This is a genomic window from Pandoraea terrigena, assembly GCF_902459705.1.
In the GTDB taxonomy this organism is placed as follows: domain Bacteria; phylum Pseudomonadota; class Gammaproteobacteria; order Burkholderiales; family Burkholderiaceae; genus Pandoraea; species Pandoraea terrigena.
Genome location: NZ_CABPRU010000002.1, coordinates 25,518 through 38,425, shown reverse-complemented (window position 1 = coordinate 38,425; position 12,908 = coordinate 25,518). Strand labels below are relative to the sequence as shown.

At 64.7% G+C, this 12,908-nt stretch carries 10 protein-coding genes; 8 read left to right on the top strand and 2 right to left on the bottom strand.

From position 1 onward, the window contains the following. The first annotated feature begins 6 nt into the window (after positions 1-6). Positions 7-927: a beta-keto acid cleavage family enzyme gene (locus tag PTE31013_RS04465; RefSeq protein WP_150611645.1), complete on the top strand. Its 921-nt coding sequence runs from the start codon at positions 7-9 to the stop codon at positions 925-927. A 154-nt stretch (positions 928-1,081) separates the two neighbouring features. Further along, positions 1,082-1,540 (top strand): YaiI/YqxD family protein, encoded by a 459-nt coding sequence (locus tag PTE31013_RS04460; RefSeq protein WP_150611644.1) that lies wholly within the window; start codon positions 1,082-1,084, stop codon positions 1,538-1,540. Between the two features lie 137 nt (positions 1,541-1,677). Here PTE31013_RS04460 and PTE31013_RS04455 read toward each other — a convergent pair whose 3' ends face one another. Then, positions 1,678-2,550 (bottom strand): LysR family transcriptional regulator, encoded by an 873-nt coding sequence (locus PTE31013_RS04455; RefSeq protein WP_174978431.1) that lies wholly within the window; start codon positions 2,548-2,550, stop codon positions 1,678-1,680. 301 nt (positions 2,551-2,851) lie between these two features. Between PTE31013_RS04455 and PTE31013_RS04450 the strand changes: the two genes are divergently transcribed. The 6 genes from PTE31013_RS04450 to PTE31013_RS04425 all read left to right on the top strand — a co-directional run bounded on the left by PTE31013_RS04450 (position 2,852) and on the right by PTE31013_RS04425 (position 11,167). Further along, complete coding sequence (locus PTE31013_RS04450) at positions 2,852-4,129, top strand: efflux RND transporter periplasmic adaptor subunit (RefSeq protein ID WP_150611643.1); 1,278 nt, start codon at positions 2,852-2,854, stop codon at positions 4,127-4,129. A gap of 2 nt (positions 4,130-4,131) precedes the next feature. Further along, a complete protein-coding gene (locus tag PTE31013_RS04445; protein WP_150611642.1) occupies positions 4,132-7,269 on the top strand; it encodes a multidrug efflux RND transporter permease subunit in 3,138 nt (1,045 codons plus the stop codon). Beyond that, positions 7,266-8,726, top strand: a complete 1,461-nt coding sequence (locus PTE31013_RS04440) for an efflux transporter outer membrane subunit (protein ID WP_150611641.1) — start codon at positions 7,266-7,268, stop codon at positions 8,724-8,726. Before PTE31013_RS04445 ends, PTE31013_RS04440 begins: the two co-directional genes overlap by 4 nt. A 101-nt stretch (positions 8,727-8,827) precedes the next feature. Then, on the top strand, positions 8,828-9,721 hold the full coding sequence (locus PTE31013_RS04435; protein ID WP_150611640.1) for a LysR family transcriptional regulator: 894 nt from the start codon (positions 8,828-8,830) through the stop codon (positions 9,719-9,721). A gap of 147 nt (positions 9,722-9,868) precedes the next feature. Next, positions 9,869-10,636 carry an autoinducer binding domain-containing protein gene (locus PTE31013_RS04430; protein ID WP_150611639.1) on the top strand — a complete coding sequence of 256 codons (768 nt, stop codon included), beginning with the start codon at positions 9,869-9,871 and terminating at the stop codon, positions 10,634-10,636. A 270-nt stretch (positions 10,637-10,906) separates the two neighbouring features. Then, positions 10,907-11,167, top strand: coding sequence for a DUF4148 domain-containing protein (locus PTE31013_RS04425; protein ID WP_150611638.1), 261 nt, complete (start codon positions 10,907-10,909; stop codon positions 11,165-11,167). A 212-nt stretch (positions 11,168-11,379) separates the two neighbouring features. Here the strand turns inward: PTE31013_RS04425 and PTE31013_RS04420 are convergent, their stop codons facing one another. Continuing rightward, positions 11,380-12,894 carry an efflux transporter outer membrane subunit gene (locus tag PTE31013_RS04420; protein WP_150612169.1) on the bottom strand — a complete coding sequence of 505 codons (1,515 nt, stop codon included), beginning with the start codon at positions 12,892-12,894 and terminating at the stop codon, positions 11,380-11,382. Positions 12,895-12,908: the final 14 nt, after the last annotated feature.

Genomic DNA, 12,908 nt, shown 5'->3' with positions numbered 1-12,908 from the left:
GACCTCATGAGCAAGCCCAAAGTCATCGTGACCGTTGCCCCGACGGGCGGCATGGCCAGCAAGAGCATGAATCCGCACCTGCCGACACAGCCGCAGGAGATTGCCGACGACACTTACCGGTGCTACAACGCGGGCGCCAGTGTCGTCGCCGTGCATGCGCGACGTCCCGACGACGAGGCCACCTGTGATCCGGCCATCTATAGCCGTATCAATCGACTGATTCGCGACAAGTGCGACATCATTCTCAACAACTCGACCGGCGGCGGCATCAACGGCGACATGGTGCGTGAGCTTGACAACGGCCTGTGGGAAATCCAGTGGGAAGAACGGCTCAAGGGAATGCAGGGGGACGGCGTCGAGATGTGCACGCTCGACGCCCAGACCGTGATCGCCAGCTTCGCCGGCAAGGAGATCCTGGTGGCGACGCCACCGTCGCGCATCCGGCAGATCGCGACGATGATGAAGGACCGGGGCATCAAGCCCGAGTGGGAAGTGTTCGGTCTGGCCGACATCGTTCAGGACGTACAGCGCGCGATCAACGACGGCCTCGACGACGCGCCGCACTTCATCAATATCGTCATTGGCGCGAATGCGTTCCAGGGGGCCTTGCCCTACACGCCTCGCCTGTTGCAGACGATGGTCGACCATCTGCCGCGCAATACCGTCTTCAACGTCAGCGCGATCGGCGCGGCGCAGTTGCCCGCCGCAATGAACTCGCTGTTGCTGGGCGGGCACGTGCGCGTGGGACTCGAAGACAACCTGTATTACCGACACGGGGAGTTGGCCACCAACGTGCAACTGGTCGAGCGGCTGGTTCGCCTGGTACGCGAGATGGGGTACGAGCCGGCGACGCCGAGCGAGGCGCGCGAGATCATTGGACTGCGGCCTTTGCACGAGGCGCGCCGCGCCGAGCGCCTGGCCGGGTAGCAGACGACACGATCGGCCACTGCCGTGGCCGTTGCTGCGAGGTGCGAGGTGCGCCGAGGTCGTGTCTGGTGGCAACCAACGCGACGTTGCGCATGGGAAGGCCGGCGATTGGCATATGATGGAAGGCCTTTGACGCCTCTGGAATGACCTTCCCATGCAAGTTTTCGTCGACGCTGACGCCTGTCCCTTCGCCATCAAGGAGATATTGTTCCGGGCTGCGCGACGCGAGGAGGTGCGGCTAACGCTGGTCGCGAACCAGTTCCTGCGCACGCCGCCGTCACCGTTCATCAAGGCGATTCAGGTGCCGGCAGGCTTCGACGTAGCGGATGCCCGCATCGTCGAGCTTGTCGTCGCCGGCGATCTCGTGATTACGGCGGACATCCCGCTTGCCGCTTCGGTGCTCGAGAAGGGGGGGATGGCGCTCGATCCGCGCGGGAATTGGTTCACGGGTGAAAACATCGAGGAACGCCTGAGCGTTCGCGACATGATGGATCAACTGCGCAACGCGGGCATCGAGACTGGCGGCCCGGCCCCCTTCAGCGCGCGCGACAGCCAATCGTTCGCCGGGCAACTCGATCGTTTCCTCGCCCGGCATCGCGCGTCGTCCCGGTAGGCGGTTCGCCCCGGACGGGCTCGACATGCCGGCCGTCGGGAACGACCGGCACCATCGCCCTTCCGCGCGAAACGGGTGACCATTCGCCACGCCGTCAACGCAGTAAGCTTCAAGTCCGACGTCACGCAAAAGCGCGCTTAAATCGCCTCTGAACTCGAGCGCAACAGTTCGGCAAACCGGGCGTCGCACCATTGCATGACGTCGTTGGGCGCTCGGCCAAAACGCCAGAGCATGCGCACCGGCAATTGCGGCAGGCCGAGATCGTCGCAGCGCAGTTCGTGAAGATCCTCGTACTCCGCAATATCGATGGGCAGCACGGCCCAGCCGAGTTTATCGACCACCATGCCGGCGATCACATATGAACTGTCTGCCCGCCAGATCGACGGGCTCAGTTGCCACGGTGTGAAATCTTCCATTTGCAGCAGAATCTGCCGGTATTTCGCCAGATCGCTGCGCGTGACCTGGTCGCGGTAGGCGAGCGGATGGTCGCCAGCGACGAACACCCCCTGCACGGCCGACCCCACATATTTATGCCCGAGCGCCGATGAGATCGCGCCGCGATCCACGTGAAAGCCGATGTCCGCGCGCTGGTTCTCCACATACTCGGCCACCTCGGTCGACGTGCCGTTGAGCAACGTCAGCTCCAGATACGCGAACTGGTACGCCAGATCGCGCACCAGTTCGCTCACCGCCTGATACGGCAACGCTTCGTCGATCGCCAGCGACAACCGCGGCTGCTCGCCGAACGCCAGCGCATTCGCGCGATGGTTCAAGCCCTCGGCCTGGCGCAACAACTCCTTGGCCTCGAGCAACATCACCTCGCCCTGGGCGGTGAGTCTCGCGTTGCGACGGCTCCGATCGAATAGTTCAAATCCCAAATCGGCTTCGAGCAGCGAAATCGCCGTACTCAACGCCGACTGGGCTTTGCCGAGTCTTCGGGCAGCAGCGGATATCGATCCTTCCTCCGCTGCCGCCACAAAGTAGCGCAATTGTTCTATTGTCCAGTTCATTCATCCATTTTATCGATAGGTTCCAACTTTTTCTAACAGAAGTTTCGCGGCAGAATCGCACTTCTCCAAGGTAGGACGCCAGACTGAATCGCCAATATCGGCGAGGCGGCAGACGACCGGATTTCCCGGTCCGGTGGTCTCGGGCACCGACCCCCTGGCGCAACGCGCACCTGCTACCCACGGCGCCCCTGGAGAGATGCGGGCCCCCGGTTCCCCATCCCTGGCTCAGCCATGGGTCGACGCCGCGTGCTGAACGCGGTCTCGACACCCCGACCGGATGTCGTCAATCCAACGTGCTTACATGTCATCGAAAATCAATTGCCGAACTCGCTTCGGACGGCTAACCAGTGTGTCAGCCAGCCTGATTGCCAGCGTTCTCGCCCTCGCCGCCTGCGCCGACCGAGACCCGAAGGACGACGCCGAGGCGACGCCGGAGGCGGTCGTGCGCACCGTCGAGCGCCGTGCGCAGACCCTCACGACCCAGCAGCCGGGGCGCCTGGCCGCCTATCGCAGCGCCGACGTGCGCGCGCGCGCAGCCGGCGTCGTCATCGAGCGCCGATATCAGGAAGGCCAGACCGTCGCCAAGGGCGACGTGCTGTTCCGCATCGACCCGAAGCCGTTGTCGGCCGCGCTGGACGCTGCGCGCGGTGCACTTGCCAAGGCGCAGGCCGAGCACGACTCGGCCCGTGACAAGCTTGAGCGATATCGTGGCCTGCTCGAGGCGCGTGCCATCAGCGCGCGGGAAGACGCCGAGTCCCGCACGGCCGAAGCGCGCGCGCGTGCCGAGGTGCTGGCCGCCCGCGCAGACGTGCGCAAGGCGGAACTCAATCTCGGTTATACGCACGCCGTCGCGCCCATCGCGGGGCGTGTGCGTCGTGCCGAAGTCACCGAAGGGGCGATGGTCGGCCTGAACGCCGCCACGCTGCTCACGCGCGTGGAGCAGATCGATCCGATCTACGTGAACTTCTCGCAACCGGCCGCCGAGGTGTATGCCATGACGCGAGATCTGCGGGCCGGCAAGCTGCGACACGGCGACGCGTCGGCCGCGCCACCGGTACACGTGACGCTGCCCGACGGCCGTGAATACACGTTGCCCGGCAAACTGCTCTTCACCGATCTGGCGGTCGATCCGGGCACGGACACCATCGCCATGCGCGCCGTGCTGCCAAACCCCGACGGCGTGCTGCTGCCCGGCGCGTTCGTGCAGGTGCGCCTGCAGGGGGCCGTGAATCCGAACATCGTGCGCGTGCCCCGCGAAGCGCTCACACGCACGGTCGATGGCGCCGTGGTGCGCGTGGTCGACGCACAGGGGACGGTGCGCGACACGAAAGTGCGTGCCGATACGATCGATGGCCGCGATTGGCTCGTGACGGAGGGGCTTGCGGGCGGTGAGGCGGTCATCGTGCAGAACGTCGCGAAGTTCTCCGATGGCATGCACGTCAAGGTCAAGGCCGAGCCCACGGACACCGCTGGCACCACGGCGATGCAGGCAACGTCGCGTGACGCGAAGCCGCAAGACAATGGCGGACCGGTCGAGCCTGCGCGCGCCGGTCCGGCCTCCCTGGCGGAGGTCCAATAACCATGGCTCGCTTCTTCATCGATCGCCCGGTCTTTGCCTGGGTGATCGCCCTGTTGATTACGCTCGTCGGCGTGCTCGCGATCCGGGCGCTGCCCGTTGCGCAGTACCCCGACATTGCGCCGCCGACGGTCAGCGTCTGGAGCAGCTATCCGGGCGCGTCGGCCAAGGTGGTCGAAGATTCCGTGACGGCGATCATCGAGCGCCAGATGAACGGCGCGCCGGGGCTCATGTACACGTCGGCGTCCAGCGGCAACGGCCGTTCGTCGGTCAATCTCACTTTCCGGCAGGGCACCAATCTCGATCTGGCCGCTGTCGAGGTGCAGAACCGCCTGAAGACCGTCGAATCCCGTCTGCCGGAAGTGGTGCGTCGCGACGGCGTCGTCGTCGAGCGCGCCGCCGACAATATTCATATGGTGGTTACGCTGGCGTCGGCCAATCCCGCGATTGGCCAATTCGATCTCGGGGAAATCGCCGCGGCGCAGGTCATCAACCAGCTCAAGCGAGTGCCGGGCGTCGGACAGGTGCAGTTCTGGGGCACGGAGAAGGCGATTCGCATCTGGCCCGACATGGCGAAGCTCGTCGCGCTCGACCTGAGTGCGGCGGACGTCGCCTCGAAGATCCGTGCCTACAATGCGCGCGTGACCATCGGCGATATCGGCGCGGGCTCGACGCCCGCGTCGGCGCCGATCAACGCCAACGTAGTGTCTGACGGGGCGCTTGCCTCGCCTGAAGCGTTCGCCAATATTCCGCTGCGTGTGCGCGCCGACGGCTCCGCGATCCGGCTGCGCGATGTCGCCCGAGTGGAATTGGGGGCGGCCGATTACGCGTATTCGTCGCGCGTGGATGGCATGCCGGCAACGGCGATGGGCATCAAGCTGGCGGCCGGCTCGAACGCCGTCGCGGTGATGAAGGCGGTGCGCCAGGTGATGGACGATCAAGCGGCGCTGTTTCCGGCCGGCGTGTCGTACCAGATCCCCTACGAGACCGCGTCGTTCGTCAAGGTGTCGATCCAGAAGGTCGTGACGACGCTGCTCGAAGCTGTGGTGCTGGTGTTCCTGGTGATGTACCTGTTCATGCAGAACCTGCGTGCCACGCTCATTCCCACGCTCGTGGTGCCGGTCGCGTTGCTCGGTACCTTCGGCGTGCTGCTGGGGCTCGGCTACTCGATCAACACACTCACGATGTTCGGCATGGTGCTGGCGATCGGCATTCTCGTTGACGATGCGATTGTCGTCGTCGAGAACACGGAGCGAATCATGGTGGACGAGGGTCTTTCGCCCTATGCCGCGACGGTCAAGGCGATGAAGCAGATCAGCGGTGCCATCGTAGGGATCACGGTGGTGCTGGTAGCGGTGTTCGTGCCGATGGCGTTCTTCCCCGGCGCCGTGGGCAACATCTACCGTCAGTTCGCAGTCACGCTCGCGGTGTCGATTGCGTTCTCGGCGTTCCTTGCCCTCTCGCTCACGCCCGCGCTGTGCGCCACGCTGCTGCGTCCGATCGCGGCCGGTCATCACAATAAGCGCGGCTTTTTCGGCGCGTTCAATCGTACCTTCGCGCTGGGCACCGAGCGTTACACGCGAACCGTCAGCAAGACGCTGCGTCGTCCGTGGCGGGCAATGCTCGTTTATGCCGCGGTGTTGATCGCCGTGCCACTCGCGTTCATGCGTCTGCCGTCGTCGTTCATTCCCGAAGAGGACTCAGGCAGCTTCATGGTGATGGCTTCGGAGCCGCAGGGTGCCACGCTGCCGGAGGCGATGACGGCGCTCGAACGCATCGAGCGCTACCTCATGCAGCATGAGCCAGTCAAGCACGTCTTTGCGCTCGGCGGATGGAACGAGTTCGGCTCAGGTCCGGGCGGCGGCATGCTGTTTGTCGCGCTGAAGGACTGGCGAGAGCGCACGTCCGCGCGCGACGAGGTGCATGCCATTGTCGAGCGCGTCAACGACAAGTTTTCCGGCCAGCCCGACCGCATGGTGATGGCGATGAACAGCCCGGCGTTGCCGGAACTGGGTTCGTCGAACGGTTTCAATCTTCGGTTGCAGGACAGGGCCGGCGTAGGCAAGAACACGCTCACCGCCGCTCGCGACGCGCTGCTCCAGAGGGCTGCGCAAGATCCGGTGCTCAGGAATGTGATTTTTGCCGGTCAGGGCGACGTGCCGCAGATCGATGTCGCCATCGACCGGCACAAGATGGAAGCGCTCGGCGTCAATATGAACGATGTCAACACGACACTCGCGACGATGTTCGGCTCCGACTATGTGGGCGACTTCATGCTGGGCGCGGAAAATCGCCGTGTGATCGTGCAGGCGGACGGACGTCAGCGCGTATCGCCTGAGGATATCGGCAATCTGCGCGTGCGCAACGCGAGTGGCGAGATGGTGCCGCTTTCGGCGTTCGTTTCGCTCAAGTGGAAGCTCGGGTCGCCGCAGCTCCGGCGCTTCAATGGCTACCCGTCGTTCACGATCCAGGGCGAATCGGCGCCTGGCAAGAGCAGTGGCGAGGCGATGGCGCGCATGGAGCGACTGATGGACGACCTGCCCCAGGGCATCGGCTACGAGTGGAGCGGCCAGTCGCTCGAAGAGCGCGTCTCGGGCGCGCAGGCGCCGCTGCTGTTCGCGCTGTCGGTGCTGGTCGTGTTCCTCGCACTAGCGGCACTGTATGAAAGTTGGGCGATTCCGGCGGCCGTCATCATGGTGGTGCCGCTCGGCGTGATCGGCGCGCTCGGTGCCGTGAGCCTGCTGGGCATGCCCAACGACATCTACTTCAAAGTGGGTCTGATCGCGACCATCGGCCTGTCGGCGAAGAACGCGATCCTGATCGTGGAGGTGGCCAACGATATGACAAAGCAGGGCATGGCCTGGGGCGAGGCGGCCGTCGAAGCCGCACGTCTGCGCCTGCGGCCGATCGTGATGACGTCGCTGGCGTTCGGTTTCGGGGTGGTGCCGCTGGCCATCGCCTCCGGCCCGGCGTCCGGCGCACAGCGCGCCATCGGTGTGGCGGTGCTTGGCGGGATCCTGACGGCCACGGTGCTGGCGATCTTCCTGGTGCCGCTGTTTTTCCTGTGGGTCGGTCGCTTCGTGCGCCGGCCTGAGACGAATGCGTCGGGCGATGCCGCACCGGCGATCGAGGGGAAGGTATGACGACGTTTCGACCCCGCTTGCGCGGGATGGCGGCCCCCTGCGTGTGCTTGCTGGCGTTGCTTGGCGGATGCACGCTGGCGCCGACCTATGAGCGTCCGGCAGCGCCGGTGCCGACGACATACGAGGCCGCGCCGTCGGGCAGCGGCGCGCGCCTGGCGCTCGCCGAGCCGCTCGCGGCCGACGCGGATTGGGCGGAGGTGTTCAACGATCCCGGCTTGCAGGCGCTGATTCGCCGCTCGCTCGCGCAGAATCGCGACTTGCGCCTGGCGTCCCTGCGTGTCCAGGAAGCGCGCGCGCTGTATGGCATCGAGGCGGCCAATCTATTGCCGAGCGTGCAGGCGGGCGGCGCGTTTTCCCGTCAGCGCAATGCGGCGGCGGTCGGATTGCCCAAGGGGGGGGCCGCGATCGGAGGTGATGTCACCAACGAATGGCGGGCGACGCTCGGCGTGAGCGCTTTCGAACTCGACTTTTTTGGACGTGTGCGCAGCCTGCGCGATGCGGCCCTGCAATCGTATCTGGCAAGTGAGGAAGCGCAACGGGCGGCGCAGGTGAGTCTCGTGGCGGAAGTGGCCACGTCCTACATCGGGCTGGTGGCCGTCAACGAACAGATCGCCTATGCGCGCGAGGTGCTGGCGGCGCGCGAGGAGGGCATTCGCGTGGTTCGCCTGCGCGCGGAGCGTGGACTCGTCGACGATCTCGACCTCAATACCGAGACCACGCAGGTCGAAGTGGCGCGGGCAGCGCTTGCCGTGCGCGAGCGGCGACGCAGCGAGATCGTGCATGCGTTGCAGGTCCTGACCGGCGATGTGAGTGCGAAGCCGGTCGCGGTGGCGTCGCTCGACGACGCATTCGTCGTGCCCGTGGCTGCGGGATTGCCATCGTCGTTGCTGATGCGTCGACCGGATATTCGGCAGGCGGAAGCGCAGTTGCGTGCGGCCAACGCGAACATCGGCGCGGCCCGCGCGGCATTTTTCCCGTCGATCAAGTTGACGACGGACATCGGCACCGCCAGCGCAGGCTTTGCGGATCTTTTCGGCGCGGGCACCGGCGTGTGGTCATTCTTGCCGCAGATTACCGTGCCGATCTTCGAAGGCGGCCGCAATCGCCAGGGGCTGACGCTGGCGAACGTACGTAAGGAGATGGCCGTCGTGTCCTATGAGCGGGCGATTCAGACGGCATTTGCCGAAGTGGATGACGCGCTGACCGCGCAGGACCTGCTGTCGCGCCAGTTCCAGGCACAAAAGCGCGTGTCGGACGGCGAGCGCGAGCGGCTCCGCCTGGCCCACCATCGCTACACCAATGGGGTGGCGAGCTACCTCGAGTTGCTCGACGCGCGGCGCAGCGCGTTTCACGCCGCGCAGCAGTTGATCGACGTGAAGCAGCGGGTGCTCGTCAATCATGTGGCACTGTACCGCGCGTTGGGCGGGGGATGGCAGCCGGAGGGCGGCGCGTCCTGAGGTGGGGAATCGGATGGCGAGGATGGCGTCGGCAGGGGGCATTGATCCCTTCTCTTGGTAAAGTCTTGGTATGCCCTCCGATCCATAAGGAAAACCTTGAGATGCGCCGCCTGAACCTGGATCAGCTTCACACGTTTTCCGTAGTCGTCGACGCCGGAAGTTTCTCCGCAGCCGCCGCCCGCCTCGATCTGTCACAGCCCGCCGTGAGCTTGCAGGTTCGCCAGTTGGAACAGCGACTGGGCGTCATGCTGATCGAGCGGGTTGGCAAGCGACTCAAACCGACGTGCGCCGGGCTGACGTTGCTCGACCATGCCCGGCGTATCGATGCCGTTGTCGAAGACGCCATGCACGCGCTCTCGAGCCACGCGAGCGGCGAAGTGGGCGAAGTGGCGATCGGCACCGGCGCGACGGCCTGCATTCATTTGCTGCCGCCGATATTGCGTGCGATGCGCAAGCGCTATCCGATGCTCGACATCCGTGTGAGCACCGGGAACACCGACGAGGTGGTCGCCGCCGTGACCGAAAACCGGCTCGATATCGGCCTTGTCACGTTACCGACCGCGGGGCGCAGCCTGCACGTCACCCCGGTGTTGCGCGACGCGTTCGTCGCCATCGCGCCAGCGGGCGACGCGCACTGGGCGCAATCGGTCACGCCGCATGGGCTCGCCGCGGCACCGATGGTTGCGTTCGAACAGGGAAGCAGCACCCGGTTATTGATCGACGAATGGTTCCTGCAAGCGGGATTGCGTGTGCGTCCGGTCATGGCGCTGGGCAGCATCGAAGCCATCAAGGAAATGGTGGCGGCCGGATTGGGCTACAGCATCGTGCCCCGACTATCCGTCAACGCGGCGCATTACCGACGGGGATTGCGCGTCTCCACGCTCACGCCGGATTTGACGAGAACGCTTGCGATCGTCGTGCGCCAGGACAAACCGCTGACCCCGGGTTTGCGAAAGGTCATGTCGGCACTTGACGCATTGCGGCATGCCGTCTGACGGCGGTGCGGAAATGATCGGTAATCCATGTTAAATCGGTCTTCCGCCTTGTAACGTAGAATTGCCAGCGGGAACCGGTAAAGATAGGACTACCATGCGAGAATACCGGTAATTCACCGGCAATCATTGAGAAACGCGCAACTCGCAATGCATCATCATCTTTATCGATATGAGGGGCTGCTCGGTGCCCGCTCGGTCGATGCGCTCGACGCCGAGTTTCAGAAGCTCACGCAATTCCTGGGTTATGAAGCGCTGTTCTATGCGCCGCTGTCGCCACGTCGGGAACGGGAAGCGGCCGCATTTCAGTTTGACGACCAGCGTATTACCGCGCAGGGCATGCCGAGCCGTCACATTTTCACGACATTCCCGGCTGCGTGGATCGAGCGATATCAAAGCGTCGGATATGCGGAGGTCGATCCGGTACTGATCGCCGCGAACTTATCGCCACTCCCAATCCTCTGGCGAACCTTTCTCTCACAGGACCCGCCGCATCCCATCTTCGCAGACGCTCGCGCACACGGTCTCGCTTCCGGGCTATCGATTCCCATCTACGGCGCCACCGGCGAGCGCGCGATCTTCAGCGCTGCCACGGCCGCATCGCCGGAAGCATCGGCCGCGCATGAAGCGCGCATGCTCGGAGACGTTTATCTGACGGCGTTGTACTTTCATCAGGCGATTCGGCAGCTCGACATGCAATGGGTAGCGAGTCGCAGCACCGGCAAGCTCAGCCCGCGCGAGATCGAAAGTCTGCTGTGGGCGGCGCGCGGCAAAACGGCGTGGGAGATTGGCTCGATCCTGAGTATCTCCGAGCACACGGTGACGTTTCACCTCAATAACGCCAAGCGCAAGCTCGGTGCGGTCAATCGGCACCAGGCCATTGCCGCCGCAATCAGTAGCGGGGTGATCTCTCCCTGAGGTGTCCCTGTTGCCTCCATTTCCCGTGAGCGGCCTAGGGTTGACGCTCGCGCGGCCGCTTCGCCTTCCGTTTGCACCTCGGTTTTGTTTCACTCTCGCGTGATTTCGCCGTCGGATTGCACGGATTCCTGCGTGTATGTGAAACAGTGTGTTGTCGCTTTAGGGCTGGTTCATTAATGAGGGAAAACTATAATTTACTCATGGCGAAAACTGATCAGGCAGCGGTTTTCGTGTCCATGCGTAACCGATGAACAATAAAAGGAGTTTTCCATGAAAAAGAACCTGTTGACCGCCGTCGCCCTTGTTGGCTTGACGATGGCTGCCGGCTCGGTATTCGCCGAAGATCAAGCGCAAACGAGCGGTGTAACCCGCGCCCATGTGCGCGCAGAACTCCAGGCGGCCCGTGAACTGGGTCTCTCGCCGGTGACGGAATTCAACTTCCCGTACACCTACGAGCAGTCGGTTCAGTTGCAGAATCTGACGGCCAAGATCGAAGCGCGCAATCAGGCAGCCGCACCGGTCGCCAACTGAAGGTGATGCGATAACCGTCAACCGGTTATCGATGGCAGTTCCCGGATTCGCCGACGGCCCGCCTGACTCGCCACCGAGTCCCGCCTGCGCCGCGCGAGTTACCGCACCGACGCCGTGGCGCGTCATTCCACAGCCCCGCCAGAGGATTCGTTCCCGACGGGGCTTGTGTGCTTCTGAAGGCGCGGCATCACGAAGACGCCGCCTGCCTCATCTCAACGAGTGGATGTCGAGGATGCCGCGGAAGTTGCGGCGGAAATTGTCGGCACGTTATGGCGGTCGGCCTTCGCACGGGATGCCACCGGCGATGTCTTGTCGTTCGCCGCGCTGGATTGCCAGCCGCCGCCCAACGCCAGGAATAGATTGACCTGATCCAGTGCGACTTGTGTCTCTGCGGCGGCCAGCGCGGCCTCGGCACTGGCATGCGTGCGATCGGCGTCAAGACTTGTCAGATACGGCGCGCGGCCGGCCTGATAGAGCTTGTGGTTCTGCTCGGCGGCGGCGCGTGACTTGTCGCGGGCGTCGCGCAGGGCGTCGTCGCGCTGCAATTCACGCGTGTAAGCGGAGAGCGACGTCTGCGCTTCTTGCAGGGCCTTGAGCACGACGCCGTCGAAATGCGCGAGCGCCGCGTCAGCCCCGGCTTCCATGCCCTTGATGTGCGACCGCACGCCGTTGGTCGGCAGTGACCACGTGATCATCGGTCCCACGCTCCACTGCTCGGTGCGGCCTTGTCCGAAGTGTTCCAGGACGCCGCTTGCCCCGATCGACGCGCCAATGCGGATCGACGGATAGAGGTCTGCCGTGGCAACACCGATCTTTGCCGTGGCGGAGGCGAGTTCGCGCTCGGCTTGACGCACGTCGGGCCGGCGCTTGAGCAGCGCCGTGCCGTCGCCGACCGGCAGCGCTTGGGCGAGCTGAGGAATGCGCCGGCATTGCGCGGCGCTCGGGTCGAGCGTGCCCGGCACCTTGCCGAGCATGACGGCCAGTCGGTAGGTCGCCGCGTCGTGCTGCGCCTGGAAATGCGGCAGCGCGGCGCGCAACGTGTCGGCCTGCGCTTGCGCGCGCAGCAGATCGGTCGGCTGATCGCGTCCGGCATCGACGAGCTTGCGCGTAATCGCGACGCTCTTTTCCTGCAACTTCAATTGCGCGTTGGCGATGTCGAACTCGTGGTTGGCTGCGCAGCCTTGCACATAGGCGCGCACGGTTTCGGCGGCCACGCTCACGCGCGTGACGTCGAGGGCCGCCTGACTGGCTTCGGCGGCAGCCAGTGCCGCTTCATCCGCGCGCGCCAGTTTGCCGAAGAAGTCGATCTGATAGGAGATGGACAGGGCGGCGGCGGCCAGATTGACCACCGGCAATTTTTCTTCCTTCAGGAAACTCTCGCCGGAGATCTGGGCGCGGGCCGCTTCGGCTTGCACGCCGCCTTGCGGCAGATTCTCGGATTCGACTTCGTGGTACATCGCGATCGCGCGCTGCACGTTGGCGGCCGCCACGCGAACGTCGGTGTTGGCGGCCAGCGCCGCTTTCACGAGCGCGTCGAGCTTGGGGTCGTCATAGAGTTGCCACCAGTCGTCGGGCACGGCGCCGATCGAGACACCGCGTTGCGCGGCGTTCGCGATGGGGCCGTTGGCCTCGGGCGAGCGCATCACGGCGTTTTCCGGCAAATGATAGTCGGGGCCGACGGTCGTGCATCCGGTAACGAGCGCGGCGGCGGCGGCCACGGCGCTCATCAGGCGTAAGCGTG

Excerpts from the sequence above, each read along its gene's own strand:
- PTE31013_RS04420 (WP_150612169.1), bottom strand. The coding sequence starts at position 12,894 with ATGAGCGCCGTGGCCGCCGCCGCCGCGCTCGTTACCGGATGCACGACC.
- PTE31013_RS04425 (WP_150611638.1), top strand. The coding sequence starts at position 10,907 with ATGAAAAAGAACCTGTTGACCGCCGTCGCCCTTGTTGGCTTGACGATG.
- PTE31013_RS04465 (WP_150611645.1), top strand. The coding sequence starts at position 7 with ATGAGCAAGCCCAAAGTCATCGTGACCGTTGCCCCGACGGGCGGCATG.
- PTE31013_RS04445 (WP_150611642.1), top strand. The coding sequence starts at position 4,132 with ATGGCTCGCTTCTTCATCGATCGCCCGGTCTTTGCCTGGGTGATCGCC.
- PTE31013_RS04435 (WP_150611640.1), top strand. The coding sequence starts at position 8,828 with ATGCGCCGCCTGAACCTGGATCAGCTTCACACGTTTTCCGTAGTCGTC.
- PTE31013_RS04450 (WP_150611643.1), top strand. The coding sequence starts at position 2,852 with ATGTCATCGAAAATCAATTGCCGAACTCGCTTCGGACGGCTAACCAGT.
- PTE31013_RS04455 (WP_174978431.1), bottom strand. The coding sequence starts at position 2,550 with ATGAACTGGACAATAGAACAATTGCGCTACTTTGTGGCGGCAGCGGAG.
- PTE31013_RS04430 (WP_150611639.1), top strand. The coding sequence starts at position 9,869 with ATGCATCATCATCTTTATCGATATGAGGGGCTGCTCGGTGCCCGCTCG.
- PTE31013_RS04440 (WP_150611641.1), top strand. The coding sequence starts at position 7,266 with ATGACGACGTTTCGACCCCGCTTGCGCGGGATGGCGGCCCCCTGCGTG.
- PTE31013_RS04460 (WP_150611644.1), top strand. The coding sequence starts at position 1,082 with ATGCAAGTTTTCGTCGACGCTGACGCCTGTCCCTTCGCCATCAAGGAG.